The sequence below is a fragment of the Salipiger bermudensis genome, from assembly GCF_017309175.1.
Classification (GTDB): Bacteria; Pseudomonadota; Alphaproteobacteria; order Rhodobacterales; family Rhodobacteraceae; genus Salipiger; species Salipiger bermudensis.
Window position 1 is genome coordinate 102,676 of record NZ_JAEKJV010000016.1, and the last position, 16,814, is coordinate 119,489.

The following is a 16,814-nucleotide window of genomic DNA, read 5'->3' on the forward strand; positions in this document are numbered from 1 at the left end:
CATGCCGATTACCCCCGATACCCGCGTCGACCTTGACCGTTTCTGGTCCACCATTGAGGCCTCCGGAGAGATCGGCAAAGGCCGCCCCGGCGGTCTGTCGCGCCTGACGCTCGGCGATGCCGACCGCGAGATGCGCGACCTGTTTCGCGCGTGGTGCGAAGAGGCGGGCCTGAGCGTCGAGGTGGACGCCGCAGGCAATGTCTTTGGCCGCCGCGACGGCACGGAGAACGACCTGCCGCCGATCCTGATCGGCAGTCATCTGGACACCCAGATCAATGGCGGGCGGTTCGACGGGATCGCCGGCGTGCTGGGCGGGCTGGAAGTGATCCGCAGCCTGAACGACGCGGGTCATGTTACCAAACGCCCGATCGTCGTGGTCGACTGGACGAATGAGGAAGGCGCGCGGTTTTCGCCACCAATGGTCGCCTCTGGCTGCTTCGTCGGCAAGTATGACATCCACTGGGTCCATGACCTTGTCGCCGATGACGGGGCGCGGTTCGGCGATGAGCTCGAGCGGATCGGCTACAAGGGCGCGAAGGCCTGCAAGGCGGGTGAGATCGACGCCTATTTCGAGCTTCATATCGAGCAGGGGCCGATCCTGGATGCCGAAAAGCGGCAAGTCGGCATCGTGACCGGCGGGTATCCGGTGCGGGGCATGCGGGCGTCTTTCGCCGGCCAGACCTCGCATACCGGGCCGACCCCGATGGATCTGCGCAAGAACGCGCTGGCCGCAGGCGCGCGCTGGCTGACCGCCGTGGATGACATCGGCTGGGACTTCGCGGTGCATGACGGCAAGGCGACGGCGGCGCGGCTCACAGCCTGGCCCAACAAGGCCGGCATCCTGTCGGACACGGCCGAGGCCGTCTGTGACGTACGCCACCCCGACCCGATCACCACCCGCGTTATGGCGGAAAAGATGCGCCGGGCGCTTTACGAATCCGCTGCCCGCTGTGGCTGTGAAGCGCGGATCGAGGACGAGTGGGAATGGGGCGGCGACATTTTCGATCAGGAGATGATCGACAGCATCCGGGATGAAGCGATCCGCATGGAGTTCAACTGGCGCGACATCGAAAGTCAGGCGGGCCACGACGCCTATTTCCTTGCCACCCATTGCCCGACGGCGATGATCTTCACGCCCTGCGAGAACGGCATCACTCACAACAACGAGGAAAACTGCACGCCCGAGAGCTTCGTGGCCGGACTGAACATCCTCCTGCACGCGGTCGTCAAGCGGGCCGACCGATGACCTAGCGCTGAGGGTCTTTGGATCCGGCGGAATGGCGCTTCGGGATCTGGCGGCGGCAAAGCTTGCCGCCGCTCAGACCATATCGGGGTAGAGCGCCAGCAGCTCTTCGATCGTCTGAACGAATTTCCGCTCTGACGCGGACAGTTTCTCGGCCGCGGCATGGACCAGGTAGACATCCGCCCCGATCGGCTCGTCGGTGATCTTCAGCGGCCAGAGTTCGCCGCGTCGGATGTCGTCCTGGGCGACGGCCAGGGGCAGGATACCGATGCCCATGCCGTTGACGATCATCCGCCGTACCTCCTCGGTGTTGGTGCTCAGCCCGTTGATCCGATTGCCGAGCCGTGTCCCTTCGCGCAGGACCGACATCGGCTCCAGCCCCATGCCCTCCGTGGCGCAGGCGAAGGAGATGAACGGCTCTTGCCGAAGGTCGCGCAGTTCCACCGTTTCCTTCCCGAACAGCGGATGCTCAGCGCCGCAAAACACTCGGAACTCCTCGCGGAAAAGACGGATCGACGGCAGATTGACCAGCGGCTTGGCCAGCAGGCAGAATCCCAACTGCACGTGGCCCTGCTGGATCATGCGAACGATGGTCTGGCTGTTTTGCACTTCGCTTTTGAAGATCACCGATGGGTGACGGTGGTGAAAAAGACGCATTGCCTCGTCGATCAGCGGCGACACCAGGTTCGAGATGATCTGGTAGCGGACCTGCCCGCGCTCCTCGGTCTCGGCGTCGCGTACCAGGAGTGAAATCCGCTCGGCGCTGTGAAAGATATCGCGGCATTCCTGGAAAATCTTGTCGCCGCGCGTTGTCAGCTCGAAATGGCGGCTGTCTCTGAAGACCAGTTGGCAATCGAGCTGGGCCTCGAGCTTTTGCAGGGCATTGCTGACAGAGGGTTGGCTGAGGCCGAGCCGCCGCGCGGCCTTCGTGATGCTCCGCTCCTCGGAGATCATGTAGAACACGCGCAGAAGGTTCCAGTTCAGGTCGGCTTGACTGATGCTGTCCATGCTGGCGGTTCCGGTGTCGTCGGGTGATATGGGAGGTACCTGTGCGTGTTTCAGTCCGAAAATAGCAAGGAGCTATCATAGAGATTGGCTGGTTCTATGCACAGCATCTGTGCGGACCTCTTGTGCGGGGATAAGATTGCCGAAGTTTTCATCAGAAAGAAAGTCACATGAGCATCACACGCCTTCACCCCGGCCCCCGTATGAGCCAGGCCGTCATCCACAATGGCACTGTCTATCTGGCCGGTCAGGTCGGCACGCCCGGCGCGGACGTGGCCAGCCAGACCCGGGATTGCCTCGACGCGATCGATGCGCTTCTGGAAGAGGCCGGCACGGACAAGTCCAAGCTGCTGCAGGTCATCATCTGGCTGGCAGACATGGCCGATTTTCAGGACATGAACGCGGTCTACGATGCTTGGGTCGATCCCGCCAACCCCGCGGCGCGCGCCTGTGGCGAAGCCAAGCTGGCCACGCCCGACTACAAGGTGGAGTTCATCGTCACCGCGGCGGTCTGATCGGCCTTCCAATCCGGAGGTTATGCGAGTCATGACCTCCGGCTATTTGCTCTTTGCCCGCTCCTGCGGCTTCCTTGCCAGAACCTTCGCGACGTCAGGACAGGGGAATGCCGCCAGCGCCCAAGAGCATCGTCCCGGTAGACCAAATAGCTGGAAAATCCAGCTTTCGGCGGTCCAAAGATGGGGAGCAGCGCATTTGCGACAAGCCCCGCGCCAAGCGCAGCCCTCCGAAGGTGCGTCGGTGTCGCGGGGTCAGAGCGTCGCCGGTCATCCCGGCGCTTCGGGCTGTGGTTCGGTCAGAAAACCCCGCACGGCCGTGTGGATGATCCAGCGCCGGCTGGCGAGATTTTCCTTCGAAAGCACGTCGGTTTCGAAGGTGATACCGAAGGTGTACTGCGTTGCGACCGTATACCAGCACAGCGAAGAGGCCACGAAATAGAGGTCAACTGGGTCGACACCTCGGCGAAACACGCCCTGCTCCATGCCCATGTCCAGCACCTTGCGATATATGCCCTTGAGGTTGTCGACGTTCAGCCCAGCCTTGTCGACGCGTCTCAGGAATTCGCCCTTGTTGAGGTTCTCGATGCCAACGAGCACCAGGAAGTCCGGATTGGCGATATAGTAGTCGAAGGTGTAGTCGACCACGCGTGCAAGCGCCTCGTGTGGGTCATCGGGAAGCTCCAGTGCGCTTTCACCGGCGCGGATTTGAGCGTAGGCACGGTCAAGCACCGTGCAGTAGAGCGTCTCGCGATTGCCGAAATGGCGATAAACTAGGGATTTGTTCACGCCCGCGCTCAGGGCGATCGCCTCCATCCGCGTGCCCTCCAATCCGTTCGCAACGAATTGAGCATGTGCCGCAGCGAGGATTCTCTGACGCGTCTCCTGGCTGCGTAGCTCGTTCAGGTTCGGCTTCGGCCCCTGTGCCTGGCCGGTTTCTCGTGCCTCGGCACCTGTCTTTTTCATGGGGACTGTCCGTTTTTTGCACAATGAAGGCCGAGCCTCGAAATTAATGCCCTCTTGGGCATGACGCAAGTTGACGATCCGCAGCGGTCTGGCGCTTTCTAACTGCAACGTTATCGTTACAGGAATATGGACTTTGCCTACAGATACCAGATTCCGCGTCGCTTCGGACGTGGGCGGAACCTTCACCGATAGCATCGCCTACGATTCGCAGACCCGCCGCATCAGCGTCTCAAAGGTTCCGACGACCCCCGCAAACCGTGCCCTCGGCACGGCGCAGGGGCTGAAGACGGCCCTGTCGCAGCAGGGGGCGACCGGGCGCGACGTGTCCTATCTTGGTCATGGCATGACAACCGCCACCAACGCGGTGATCCAGCGCAACGGCGCCCGCACTGCCTTTCTGACAAACAAGGGTTTCCGAGACATCCTTCAGATCGGGCGGCAGAATCGTCCCACCTTGTTCGACATCGAAGTAACGCGGCCCGAACCCCTTGTTCCAAGGGAGCTTTGCTTCACCGCCGACGGCCGCATGGACCAGACCGGCGCCGAGATCGTCCCCCTGAGCGAGGCCGATGTCCGCGCCGTCGCCGCCGAAATGAAGTCCGCCGGCGTTGAATCCGTTGCCGTGCTTTTCCTGCATTCCTACGCCAACCCGGCGCATGAACGCCGTGCCCGCGCGATCCTCGAAGAAGAGATGCCCGGCGTCGCGGTCTGCGCCTCCACCGACGTGAACTCCGAGTTTCGCGAGTACGAGCGCGCCAGCACCACCGTGCTGAACGCCTACCTGCGCCCGGTGATGGACACCTACCTCAGCACCCTGTCCGAGATCCTGATGGATGGGGAGCGCGGCCTTGCGCTGGCTGCCGATCGCCCGGTGATGGTCATGGATGCGGCCGGCGGGCTGATGAGCCTGGACAGTGCCCGCGAAAAGCCGGTGCACACGGTGCTTTCGGGGCCGGCGGGCGGCGTGGTCGCGGCGGCGCATGTTTCGTCTCTGGCCGGGATCGACGACATCATCACCATGGACATCGGCGGCACCTCCACCGACATCAGCCTGATCCGCCGGGGCCGGCCAGAGATCACCCGCACGGCTTCGCTCGAGACCGTGCCGATTCAGCTGCCTGTCATCGACATCAACGCCATCGGCGCGGGCGGTGGCTCCATCGCCTGGATCGACGAAGGCGGCGCCCTGCGTGTCGGCCCGATGAGCGCCGAGGCCCGTCCTGGTCCCGTGTGCTACGGGCACGGCGGTGACCGGGCCACCGTGACCGACGCGAACATCGTACTCGGCCGATTTGACGGCAGCTCGCGCCTTGGCGGTACCATGGAGATGGACGTGAGCGGTGCCGCCCGCGTTATCGAGCGAGATATCGCAAAGCCGCTGGGGCTGACGTTGGAAGAGGCCGCCGCGGGAATTCTGCGTGTCGCCCATGCCAACATCGTGCGCGGCATCCGCGTTGTCTCGGTCGAGCGTGGTTACGACCCGCGCGACTTTGCTCTGGTGCCTTTCGGCGGCGCAGGCCCGATGCACGGCAGCCCGGTAGCGGCCGACCTGCGCATCCCGCGCGTCATGGTTCCGCCCACCCCCGGTATCCTTTGCGCGATGGGGCAGTTGATCTCTGACCTGCGCCACGACTTCGTCGAGACGCACATCGCACTTTTCGACGATCTCGGCGCGGACGGCGCACTGGCTCATATCGAAAAGCTGAAGGCCACGGCGCGTGAACGGCTCGAAGCCGATGACGTTCCTGAGGCGCAGCGTTCATACGAGGTCAAGCTGGACCTGCGCTATGATGGCCAGAGCTTCGCCTTGCCGATCCCGGTCGACACCACGAAGCCCGGTTGGTGGGACGTCTTGCCCGCCGCCTTCAATGCCGCGCATGAGGCGCGCTTCGGCCATGCCGACCCGAGCGCCCCGCTCGAGGTGGTGGGGGTCAACGTCACCGGCATCGGTCATATCGAAAAGCCGGTGCTGCCGGAACTGGCGCGCGGCACCGAAACCCCGCCTGAGGGCGCGTTGATCAGCCGCCGCAAGATCTATTACGAGACCGCCGATGGCGCGACGCCGGGAGACTGGTACGAGGCCGGAGTCTGGGCACGTGATGCGCTGCTCGCGGACAATGTCATCGAAGGCCCTGCCGCCATCGAAGAAGTCTCGGCCACCCTCATTCTCTATCCCGGAGACCGCGCCACCGTGCTGGCGTCGGGCTCTCTCGTCGTGGAGGTCGCACAATGACTGATTTTGACCCGATCCGCCTTGAGGTTCTGCGCAACGCGCTCGAAGCGACCGCGCAGGAAATGGGCTCGGTGCTCAAGCACACGGCGTTCTCGCCCAACATCAAAGAGCGCATGGACGCCTCCTGCGCCATCTTCACCGCCGATGCCGAGCTGGTGGCACAGGCCGAGCATGTGCCGGTGCACCTCGGCTCGATGCTGCGCGCTGTGAAGCCGACACTGGAGCGCACCGGCGAGCTGGACGAGGGCGACGTGGTCATCGTCAACGATCCCTTCGTGGCCGGGGCGCACCTGCCCGACATAACATTGATTGCACCGGTCTTCATCGACAGCCGCCGCATCGCCTATGTCGCTAGCCGCGCGCACCACTCCGACGTAGGCGGTATGGAACCCGGGTCCATGCCCGGGCGCTCCATCGAAATCTTCCAGGAAGGCATCATCATTCCGCCGGTAAAACTATACCGCGCCGGTGTGCTGCAGGAGGACATCATGTCGATGACCCTCGCCAACGTGCGTACCTCCGCGGAGAGGCGCGGCGATCTCAACGCCCAGCTGTCCGCCCTGCGGGTTGGCGCGCGGCGCATGGAAGAGGTCGCCGACCGCTTCGGTGCCGATGTGCTTGAAGCCGGCCTTGCGGCCATTCTCGACTACACCGAGCGTCGCATGCGCGCCCGCATGGCCGAACTGCCGCGCGGCACCTGGACCTGCGAGGATTGCCTCGACAACGATGGATCCTCGGACGATCCGGTGTGGATCCGTCTCAAGATCACCATCGACGACGAAAAGATCTCCTTCGACTTCACCGGCACGTCGCCGCAGGTTGCGGGCAACGTCAACGCCGTGGCGCCGATGTGCTGGTCGTCGATCTTCTACTCGCTCAAGCTGCTGACCGATGCCAGCCTGCCGCCCAACGCCGGCGTGCTGCGCCCGGTCGAGGTGCATATCCCCAAGGGGTGCTTCCTGGATGCGCAGAAGCCTGCAGCCGTCTGCGCCGGCAACACCGAGACGACCCAACGCCTTGCCGACACCGTGCTGCGCGGCTTTGCCCAGATCGCGCCGGATCGCATCGCCGCCGCGTCCAACGGCACGATGAACCTTATCGGAATCGGTGGCATCGACCCGCGCAATGGTCGCCCCTATACCTATATCGAGACCTCGGGCGGCGGTCAGGGCGGGCGTCCCATGGGGCCGGGGATGTCTGGCGTCCACGCCAACATGTCCAACACTCTCAACACGCCGATCGAGAGCCTCGAGATCAGTTACCCTCTGCGCTGCGTCCGCTACGAGCTGCGCGACGGCTCGGGCGGCGCCGGCGAGAACCCCGGGGGCGACGGGTTGATCCGGTCGATCCAGGTGATCGGTCACGATGCCCGCGTCTCGCTTCAGACCGACCGGCGCGCCTTTGCGCCCTATGGCCTTCACGGCGGCGCCGATGGCATGCGCGGCATCAATTGGTCCACCGACGCCGACGGCAATCGGCAGGACCGGCCCGCCAAGGGTTCGCTCACCCTGAAGGACAAGGAAGCCGTGACGCTGGAAACCCCCGGCGGCGGCGGCTGGGGCGCGGGTGTCTGACCCTTAGCCCGTAGCAGAACGCTCACATACCCCGGAGACCGGATCAACCGGTCCCACTCCCCCTTCCTGGCAAGCCGGGATGCTTCTCAAAAAAGGAAAGACAACAGGATGACCAATCTTCATTTTCCCACCCTCGGTCGCAGTCTCGTGGCGGCCACGCTTTGCTTCGGCCTGGGCGCAACCATGGCGTCGGCCGAAACCTGGCGCATGGCGACCAAGTAGCCCTCTGACAGCCCCGAGGGTATCGTCTACGATTTTTTCGCCGAGCGCGTCGCCGAACTTTCGGGCGGTGACCTGACCGTCGACGTCTATCCCAACGAACAGCTGGGCCGTGAAGATTCCATCCTCGAACAGCTCGAGCTGGGCACTGTGAACATCTATGTCGAGGACTCTTTCTTTCTCCAGAAATGGGTGCCCGAGATCAAGTGGGTTGCCCCGCACTTCCTGTTCCAGAGCCGCGAGGACTGGGTCGAGTTCACCCGTTCCGATCTCGTGCAGGGCTGGTTCGAGACCGCCGAAGAGGTCGCCGGCGTGCGCGCTCTTGGCGAGCCCATGGCGATGGTCCGCGGGCCGTACCGCGTGCTGATCTCCAAGGAGCCGGTCGAGAGCTACGAGGACATCTCGAACGTCGAGCTGCGCATGTACCCCGACGAGCTGGCCATCGACGTGTGGCAGCACCTTGGCGCCGATCTGCAGATGCTGGCATGGACCGAAACCTATCAGGCGCTGCAATCGGGTGTCGTGAATGCGGCAACCTCGCCCGCCGCGCTGGTCGAGGCGATGAAGTTCTACGAGCAGGCGCCCTACATCACCCGGACCAACGAGTTCTGGCAGGGCCTGCCGTTCATGATGAACGCCGCCGCATTCGACGCGCTCCCCGAGAAGGACCAGCAGGCGCTGCTGACCGCTCACGAGGAAGCCGGTGCCTACTCGGCAGAGCTGATGGCCGAAAACGCCGCCGGCATGCAGGCCCTACTTGAAGAGCGGGGTGTGACCTTCACCGACATGCCGCTAGAGCCGCTGTTCGAGACGATGGCCGACTGGTACCGCGAGCGCGACGCCGCCGGCGAGCTGCCCGAGGGCCTGCTCGAAGCCGCTATCCCGAGCGAAGGCTGACGGCGCATCATGGCAGCCAAACTGACCAACGACAAAGCCCCCGGTGCGCACCCCAGCGCCGCCGGGGGCGATGCCGCCCCAGCGACCGCGCCGGGCGGCCTGCCGGGTGCGCCCAAGTGGGTCCGCACCGTCGACGCCATACTCGACGGCGCCGCCACCGTGTTTCAGGGCGGTGCCATGCTCCTACTGGTGCTGATGCTGGCGTTCAACTTCGCCAACATCCTTCTGCGCAACGCCGGCGCTGACAGTCTCCTCTGGGTGTCGCCCTGGACCGGCGTGATGATGGTCTGGTCAGTGTTCCTGGCTTTTTACGTCATGTACCGCCGGCGGCTCGACATCGAACTGATGATCCTGATCGACCGGTTCGGACGACGCGGGCGGCTGTTGTCGCGCGTGCTCACCGGCATCGCCGGCCTTGTCGTCGCCGGCATCCTGCTGGCCGAGGCGCCTCAGATCTTCGCCCGCCAGCGCGGCAACATGGAGATCGTCGGTCTCAGCCGCTACTGGCTCTCGGTTCCCATGCTCGCATCCTCGCTGATGTTGCTGATCCACTTCATCTTCGATTTGGTTTGCATCCCCGCAGGCTGGAGCCGTGACGAACCTGCCGGCGATGAAGGAGCGGCCGCATGGTAGCCCTTACGATCTTCGGCATCTTCATGGTGCTGCTCTTTCTCGGTGTGCCCGTGGTGGTCGCGCTGGCCGCCGGCACCCTCGCCGGGTTCTGGCAGATCGGCCTCGCCGACAACCTGCGCCTGCTCTACACCTTCCCGCTCAACATCCTAGAGGGCATCAACGCCCCGGCGCTGATGGCGGTGCCGTTCTTCATCCTCGCCGGTCACCTGATGACGGCCATCGGCCTCACCGACCGCATCTTTGTGCTCGCCAACGCTCTTGTCGGCCACTTCCGTGCCGGCCTCGCGCAGGTCAACGTGATGTGCTCGCTGCTCTTCGGCGGCGTCACCGGCTCGGCCATCGCCGACGTTGCCGGCATCGGCAACCTCGTCATCAATCAGATGGAAAAGCACGGCTATCCCAAGGCCTTCTCGGCGGCGCTTACCTGCGCCAGCTCGGTGATCGGGCCGACCATGTGGCCATCGGTACCGCTGCTGATCTACGCCTTCGGCGCGCAGGTCTCGGTCGAGCGCATGTTCCTTGCCGGGATCGGGCCGGGCCTCGTGCTGGTCGCGGTGCTGATGCTCTACAACCGCTTCGCAGCCGGCCGTTTCGACGTGCAGGTGACCCCGATGCCAAGCGCCCGCAATATCCTGCGCGAAACCTCGCGCTCGGGCTGGGCGATCCTTGCGCCGTTCATCATCATCGGCTCGGTCACCACCGGCATCGCCACCCCGGTCGAGGCGGGCGTCATCGCCTGCGCCTACACGCTGATCCTCGGCATCGCTTACCGCTCCCTCGCGTTTTCGCGGCTGCGGACCGCGCTTGGCGAGACCATCATCCTTTTCGGCTCGATCCTTATGATCATCGGGGTCAGCCATGCCATGGGCTTCGTGCTGACCTATGACAGGGTGCCGCAGACCATCGCCGAAGCCGTCGTCGGCTTCACCGAGAACCGCTACCTGTTCCTGCTCCTCGTCATCATCTTCTTCCTGGCGCTCGGCACCATCCTCGAGAACATCCCCGCGATGATCATCCTGATCCCGATCATGATGCCGATCGTCGATCACTTCGGCATCGACCGGGTGCATTTCGGGCTGATTATGGTCTACGGCCTGCTCATCGGCATCGTGACCCCACCGGTCGGCGTGGCGCTCTTCATCGTCACCCGAGTCGGGGACATCTCGTTCGAATCCGTGTGCCGGGCGTCGCTGCCGTTCCTGGTGCCGCTGATCGCCGTTCTCTTCATCATCACATACGCGCCGGGCGTGGTGCTTTTCCTGCCCGACCTGCTTCTGGGAAACTGATCCATGACCGATACCTCACGCGGTTCTCTGCGCATTGCGGCCGACATCGGCGGCACCTTCACCGATGTCGCGCTGATCCGGGCCGACACCACCATCGCCACCCGCAAGGTTGCTTCGACCCCCGACGATTACGCCCGCGGCGTGGCCGAGGGCATCCTGGAGCTGATCGAGGTCGAGGGGCTGGCCCCTTCGGACATCGGCGAGGTGATGCACGCCTGCACCGTGGCCACCAATGCCATTCTGGAAGGGAAGGGCGCCAAGACCGCGCTGATCACCACCGAGGGCTTCCGCGACGTGCTCGAGATGCGCCGCATCAGGGTGCCGCGCCTCTACGATCCGCTCTATGAAAAGCCGCCCGCGCTGTCGCCACGCAAATGGCGCTTCGAGGTCACCGAGCGTACGGATTTCCAGGGCGAGGTGCTGACCGAGCTGGACGAGGCCAGCGTCATGGCCGCCATTGAGGCGATACGTGCCAGCGGCTGCGAGGCTGTTGCAGTCTGTCTGCTGCACTCCTACGCGAACCCCGCACACGAGCGCCGCATCGGCGAGCTGCTGGCCGAGCATCTGCCCGACCTTTACGTTTCGCTGTCGGTCGACGTGCTACCCGAGCTGCGTGAATACGAGCGCACCTCGACCACCGTGATCAACTCCTTCGTCGGCCCGCCGGTGAAGACCTATCTCGACAGCCTGCGCGACCGTCTGGCCGCCGCCGGTCTGCCGCCGCAGTTCCAGATGATGCACTCGGCGGGCGGTATCGTCGACAGCCGCACAGTGGTGGCCAAGCCCGCGCAGATCGTCGAATGCGGGCCCGCCGCCGGGGTGATCGGTGCGCGGGCGGTGATGCTTCAGGCCGGTTTCGACGACGCCATCGCCTTCGACATGGGCGGCACGACTGCCAAGGCGTCGCTGATCGAAGGCGGCAAGCTGCTCAAGGCCGATGATTACGAGGTCGGCGGCGGCATCTCGCTGTCGTCGAAGCTGGCACAAGGCGGTGGCTACGCGCTGAAACTGCCGGTGATCGATATCTCGGAGGTCGGTGCGGGCGGCGGCTCGATCGTTTGGCGCGACCGCGCCGGCGCGCTCAAGGTCGGACCGATGAGCGCCGGCGCAGCACCTGGGCCGGCCTGCTACGGCGCCGGCGGCACGGAACCCACCGTGACTGACGCCAACATGGTGCTTGGCTACCTCAACCAAAGCGCCCTCGCGGGCGGCGCGGTGCCCGTGGACCCGGAAAAATCACGCGAGGCGATCGACCGAGTGGTGGCCGGTCCCATGGGCATTTCTCTCGAAGAAGCGGCGCATGGTGTACACGAACTTGTCAGCACGGTGATGATGCGTGCGGTGAAATCCGTGACGACGTTCCGGGGCCGCGATCCGCGCGACTTCGCGATGATCGCCTTTGGCGGCAACGGCGGCATCCACTCGGTATCGCTGGCCCGCTCGCTGGGCGTTTCTACCGTGATCGTCCCGCCGGGCGCGGGCGTTCTTTCCGCGTTGGGGCTCTTGTTCGCGGACATCGAGACCCAGGCCTCTTCGGCGCTGCTGCGCCCGCTGGACAGCGTCGAGCCTGCGGCGCTGGCGCAGGGCTTCGGCGCGCTCGATGCGCAGGTGGCTGGCGAGCTGGGCCGCAGCACGCATGAGGTTGAACTGATCCACGAGGTGGATATGCGCTATCGCGGACAGGCGTTCGAGCTGACGTTGCCTTTTCCCGCCGCAAGCACGTTCGACGCAGCGGCCGCGGCTGCCATGCGCGCCGAATTCGACGCCGCGCACGAGCGCGCCTACGGCTACCGGCTGGAGACCACCGGGGTCGAAATCGTCAACCTGCGCGCCACGGCCCGTGTGCCCAAGGGCGCCGAGGCGCTGCCGGAATACCGCGCCCGCCAGGCGGCTCCAGAAACGACACGCGAGGTCTATTTCGGTCCGCTATGGGGCCGCGTTCCGGCCCGCATCCTCGACCGTCCCGCGCTGCTTGGCGCGCCATTGCAGGGCCCAGCAATCATCGAGGAATACGAGGGTACCACGATCGTGCCCCCCGATTGCACCGCAGTGCTGGATGCGCGCGGCAACATCATCGTGACGCTGCCCGTGGCAAGTCCCGCCAAGCAGTTCAAAAGCAAGGAAGCCGCGGAATGAGCACCATCGACCCGATCCGCCTCGAGGTGATGAAAAACGCCTTCGACGCCATCGCCGACGAGATGGCTCTGATGCTGATGCGCGCGGCCTATTCGCCGATCGTTCGCGACAGCATGGACTACTCCACCGCCATCTGCGACGCCAAGGGCCAGACTCTTGCGCAGGGTGTGACCACGCCGATGCACCTCGGCTCGTTCTACGACGCGATGCAGCACCTGATGCACCGCTACGAAGGGGATATCCACCCCGGCGACTGCTTCATCGGCAACGATCCCTACGCCGCCGACGGTCAGCACCTTCCCGACATCTACATCGTCGAGCCGATCTTCCACGAGGGCGCGATCATCGCATGGACAACCACGCTGGCGCACCACGCCGATGTCGGCGGTATTGTGCCCGGCTCCAACGCGCTCGGGGCTTCGGAGATCTATCAGGAGGGGCTGCGGCTGCCGTTCCTCAAGCTGTTTGAGCGGGGCGAAATGAACTCTGCGATCTGGGAGATCATCGGCCTCAACGTTCGTGTGCCCGAGATGGTCCACGGCGATCTTCGCGCCCAGATGGCTGCCTCACGCGCCGGGCGCCGCTCCTTCGCCGATCTGGTCGAGCGCTTCGGTGTCACCGAGGTTCTGGCCGCCGCCGAGGCGTTGCACGACTATGCCGAGCGTCTGGGTCGCGCCGAGATCCGCGACCTGCCCAATGGCACCTACCATTTCACCGACCACATGGACGGGCTGGGCGAACATCCCGAACCCATCGTGATCAAGGTGGCGCTGACCATCCATGATGAGAGCATCTCGGTGGATTTCGACGGCTCCTCGCCGCAGGTCGAGGGCGGGGTAAACACGCCGCTGCTCTTCACCAAGGCCTCGGTCTACACGGCGCTGCGCTCGATCATGCAATCGGACATTCCCAACTGCCACGGCTTCGAGCGGGTGGTGACGGTGACCGCGCCTAAGGGCACGGTGATCAACTCGGTGCATCCAGCCCCCTGCGGCGCACGTGGCATCACCGGCTACCGGGTGATCGACGCCATGTTCGGCGCGCTTTCCCAGCCGCTGCCCGATCGCGTCACCGCCGACGGCATGGGGGGGTCCACCGTACCGACTTTCGCCGGCTACCGCGAGGGGCGCAGCTTTGTCTTCACCGAGACTGTCATGGGCACATGGGGCGCAAGTTCGGCCCATGACGGTCAGGTGGGTGTGCCGCATATGGGCGCCAACCAGGCCAACGTGCCGGTCGAGATGATCGAAGCCAATTACCCCCTGCGCATCCGCCGCTATGGCATAATGCCCGACACCGGCGGCGCCGGGCGGCATCGCGGCGGCAACTCGTTCATCCGCGAATACGAGTACACCGGCGAAGAGGACGGCCTGCTGTCGCTGCGTTCGGACAAGCGCGACTTCCGTCCGCACGGCCTTTATGGCGGTGGCGAAGGGACCGGCCCGGTCAGCTTGCTGATCCAGGGAGAGAGCGTCACAGAGCTGCCCGTTCTGGTGACCAAGCCCTACAGACTCGGCAAGGGCGACGTGTTCCGCCATATCTCGCCGTCAGGCGGGGGCTTTGGCGATCCGGCGGATCGGACCTCCGAGGAGGTTGCCGCAGATCTCGAGGCGGGCCTGATCTCGGCTGAGACTGCGCGGAGTGTCTACGGCCACGGCTGACCAGGCCCGCGCCTGTCGTGCCCTGCTGAACCGGAGCCCGCTGCCTTGCGGGATCCGGTTCAGCAGGGCCTATCTCTCTCTTTTTCAGAACCATCGCCGAAATGCTTGATCTAGTTTCCGTTATCCTTCCGGTTTTCGTCGTCGTCGGAGCCGGATACCTCGCAGCTTGGCGGCGGATGATGTCTGACGCGGCCATCGACGGGCTTACTAAATTCGCTCAGACGTGGGCCTTGCCCTTGCTGCTGGCGCGCGGCATTTCCCAGCTCGACCTGTCGCGGAGCTTCGACGCCGGGCTCCTCCTGTCCTATTACGCGGGGGCATTGATCTGCGGGGCGCTGGCCTATGTCGGTGCGCGGGCGCTTCTAGATCGCCCGCCCGCAGACAGCGTGACCATTGGCTTCGGCTGCATGTTTGGCAACATCGCCCTGCTGGGCCTGCCGATCACCCAACGTGCCTATGGTGATGCTGCCCTCGCCGACAACTTCGCGATCATCTCGATCCATTCCCCGCTGCTCTACACGATAGGCATCCTCGCGATGGAGGCCGTGCGCTCCTCGGGTACGGGCTCCGGGCTTCTGCGCGTTGGTGCGCGGGCGCTCCGAGGCGTGCTGCGGACTCCGCTGGTGATGGGGATCATGTTTGGATTCACATTGCAGGCGTTCCGAGCACTGACCGGCCTCGCGGTGCCCGAGCTTGTCACCGCGACGATGAACATGATGGCCGGCGCCGCGCTGCCAGCGGCTCTGTTCGGGCTGGGTGGCATCCTGTACCGCTACCGTCCCGAAGGCGACATCCGCGCCATCGCCGGAATGACCGCGCTTTCGCTGGTGATACATCCGGCGATCTCGTGGGGCATGGGAACGTGGATGGATCTCGAGGCGTCGCAGATGCGCTCGTTGGTGATCTCTGCCGCAATGGCGCCGGGCGTGAACGCCTACATCTTCGCCAACATTTACGGCGTGGCAAAACGCGTTGCGGCCACAGCGGTCCTGGCTGCCACGGCGCTTTCGATGTTCACCGCCGCCGCATGGCTGGCCATCCTGCCCTGACACACGACATCCGGCCCGCTGCGGCCGCACGGAGGTTCCAAATGTCGAAGCCCCTTATCCTCAAGGCCGCGACCCTGCCCGATGCCACGGTTGCGGCGCTGAAGACGCATTTCGCGGTCGTCGACCTGCCCGCCGATCATGCCGCGGCGGCCGCAATGCTGGCGACCCATGGCGCCCGGATCCGTGGCATTGCCCTGCGCAAGACCCGGGTGGACAAGGCACTGCTGGACGCGCTGCCCGCGCTCGAAATCATCGCCAGCTACAGCGCCGGGCTCGATAATGTTGACCTGCCGGCGGCGCGGGCGCGGGGCATCACGGTGACCAATACATCGGCGGTGCTGGCGGAGGACGTGGCCGATGCCGCTCTCGGGTTGGCGCTGGCAGTGACGCGCGACTTGGTGCAGGCCGACCGTTTCATGCGCGCAGGGCACTGGCCAGCACAAGCGGCTTATCCGCTCGCTCGCTCCCTTGGCCGGATGCGCGTCGGTATCGTCGGAATGGGGACGATCGGACAGGCGCTGGCGCGCAGGCTGCGAAGCCTCGGTTCGGCTGTCGCCTATACTGGGCCCCGCCCCAAGGAGGTGCCTTACGACTACTTTCCCGACCTGATCGAGATGGCGGGTGTCTGCGACATGCTGGTGCTGACCTGTGCGCTGACCAGGGACACCCACCATATGGTAAACGCCGAAGTGCTCGAGGCGCTCGGGGGGCGTGGCTTTCTCGTGAATGTTGCGCGTGGGTCAGTGGTCGACGAACCCGCGTTGATCGCCACTCTTGCCTCCGGGGGCATCGCGGGGGCCGCTCTCGACGTATTCGCGACCGAACCGCATGTGCCGCAAGCTCTGCTCGACAATCCGCGCGTGGTAATGACGCCACATATCGGGTCTGGCACCGAAGAGACGCGGCAGGCCATGGCCGATCACATGCTGAACAGCCTGCGCCGCCATTTCGCCGTGCCGGTCGAAGGATAGACGTATGATCTCACGGTTTGATAATGTGATCCGTTCTCTGGAATGGAAGGAATCCCTATCGGACAGATACGTCTCCGCTGCGCCACGACGACCCACGCCCTACGAGCTACGGCAGGTCGAGGTGCTGCATGGTCAGGGTCTGCCGATGGCCTCTGCGATTTTCCGTACTGATGCCTTGGCATTCAGCATCTCTTCAATCCGGCGTCTTTCGCGCAGGTTCAGTTCGATGTGGGCCAATCTCGTTCTCCTTGCTTTCCAGCGAGATAGAGCATCTGTCGCAACGCAGTTTAGAATGTGCCCCGCGTACATTCATGTTGCAACCAAGTAGAAATGTCACCGGGCTTGCAAAGCAGAAGTGTCACTCTGAGTGCTGTCGGCAGCAAAGCCTGACAGGGCGTAGACCTCAATTATCGCAGCCCTGGCTGGCTT

The 16,814-nt window shown here is 64.6% G+C and carries 13 protein-coding genes and 1 pseudogene; 11 read left to right on the plus strand and 3 right to left on the minus strand.

What is annotated here, in order from left to right; all coding sequences use genetic code 11:
- Window position 1: 1 nt before the first annotated feature.
- Window positions 2-1,246 carry a Zn-dependent hydrolase gene (locus JF542_RS19115; RefSeq protein ID WP_207077016.1) on the plus strand — a complete coding sequence of 415 codons (1,245 nt, stop codon included), beginning with the start codon at window positions 2-4 and terminating at the stop codon, window positions 1,244-1,246.
- Between the two features lie 72 nt (window positions 1,247-1,318).
- Here the strand turns inward: JF542_RS19115 and JF542_RS19120 are convergent, their stop codons facing one another.
- On the minus strand, window positions 1,319-2,251 hold the full coding sequence (locus JF542_RS19120) for a LysR family transcriptional regulator (protein WP_207077017.1): 933 nt from the start codon (window positions 2,249-2,251) through the stop codon (window positions 1,319-1,321).
- Between the two features lie 167 nt (window positions 2,252-2,418).
- On the opposite strand from JF542_RS19120, the gene JF542_RS19125 reads away from it, so the two are divergent.
- On the plus strand, window positions 2,419-2,763 hold the full coding sequence (locus JF542_RS19125; protein WP_207077018.1) for a RidA family protein: 345 nt from the start codon (window positions 2,419-2,421) through the stop codon (window positions 2,761-2,763).
- A gap of 267 nt (window positions 2,764-3,030) precedes the next feature.
- On the opposite strand, the gene JF542_RS19130 is transcribed toward JF542_RS19125, so the two are convergent.
- Window positions 3,031-3,726 carry a TetR family transcriptional regulator gene (locus JF542_RS19130; RefSeq protein WP_242533837.1) on the minus strand — a complete coding sequence of 232 codons (696 nt, stop codon included), beginning with the start codon at window positions 3,724-3,726 and terminating at the stop codon, window positions 3,031-3,033.
- 133 nt (window positions 3,727-3,859) lie between these two features.
- Here JF542_RS19130 and JF542_RS19135 point away from each other — a divergent pair, with 133 nt between their 5' ends.
- The 9 genes and pseudogenes from JF542_RS19135 to JF542_RS19175 all read left to right on the plus strand — a co-directional run bounded on the left by JF542_RS19135 (window position 3,860) and on the right by JF542_RS19175 (window position 16,385).
- Window positions 3,860-5,959 (plus strand): hydantoinase/oxoprolinase family protein, encoded by a 2,100-nt coding sequence (locus tag JF542_RS19135; RefSeq protein WP_242533838.1) that lies wholly within the window; start codon window positions 3,860-3,862, stop codon window positions 5,957-5,959.
- Window positions 5,956-7,533 (plus strand): hydantoinase B/oxoprolinase family protein, encoded by a 1,578-nt coding sequence (locus JF542_RS19140; RefSeq protein WP_207077019.1) that lies wholly within the window; start codon window positions 5,956-5,958, stop codon window positions 7,531-7,533. The genes JF542_RS19135 and JF542_RS19140 overlap by 4 nt, the downstream gene beginning before the upstream one ends.
- A gap of 234 nt (window positions 7,534-7,767) precedes the next feature.
- Window positions 7,768-8,649, plus strand: a pseudogene (locus tag JF542_RS19145) (TRAP transporter substrate-binding protein); the annotation flags it as partial.
- 9 nt (window positions 8,650-8,658) lie between these two features.
- A complete protein-coding gene (locus JF542_RS19150; protein ID WP_007804059.1) occupies window positions 8,659-9,282 on the plus strand; it encodes a TRAP transporter small permease in 624 nt (207 codons plus the stop codon).
- Entirely contained in the window at window positions 9,276-10,568 is a 1,293-nt protein-coding gene (locus JF542_RS19155) for a TRAP transporter large permease (protein ID WP_207077020.1), read from the plus strand. Before JF542_RS19150 ends, JF542_RS19155 begins: the two co-directional genes overlap by 7 nt.
- Window positions 10,569-10,571: 3 nt before the next feature.
- A complete protein-coding gene (locus JF542_RS19160; RefSeq protein ID WP_207077021.1) occupies window positions 10,572-12,704 on the plus strand; it encodes a hydantoinase/oxoprolinase family protein in 2,133 nt (710 codons plus the stop codon).
- A complete protein-coding gene (locus JF542_RS19165) occupies window positions 12,701-14,365 on the plus strand; it encodes a hydantoinase B/oxoprolinase family protein (RefSeq protein WP_207077022.1) in 1,665 nt (554 codons plus the stop codon). Before JF542_RS19160 ends, JF542_RS19165 begins: the two co-directional genes overlap by 4 nt.
- Before the next feature lie 101 nt (window positions 14,366-14,466).
- Complete coding sequence (locus JF542_RS19170; protein WP_207077023.1) at window positions 14,467-15,414, plus strand: AEC family transporter; 948 nt, start codon at window positions 14,467-14,469, stop codon at window positions 15,412-15,414.
- Window positions 15,415-15,455: 41 nt separating this feature from the next.
- Window positions 15,456-16,385 (plus strand): 2-hydroxyacid dehydrogenase, encoded by a 930-nt coding sequence (locus JF542_RS19175; protein WP_207077024.1) that lies wholly within the window; start codon window positions 15,456-15,458, stop codon window positions 16,383-16,385.
- 132 nt (window positions 16,386-16,517) lie between these two features.
- Here the strand turns inward: JF542_RS19175 and JF542_RS19180 are convergent, their stop codons facing one another.
- Complete coding sequence (locus tag JF542_RS19180; protein WP_242533839.1) at window positions 16,518-16,622, minus strand: helix-turn-helix domain-containing protein; 105 nt, start codon at window positions 16,620-16,622, stop codon at window positions 16,518-16,520.
- Window positions 16,623-16,814 lie beyond the last annotated feature (192 nt).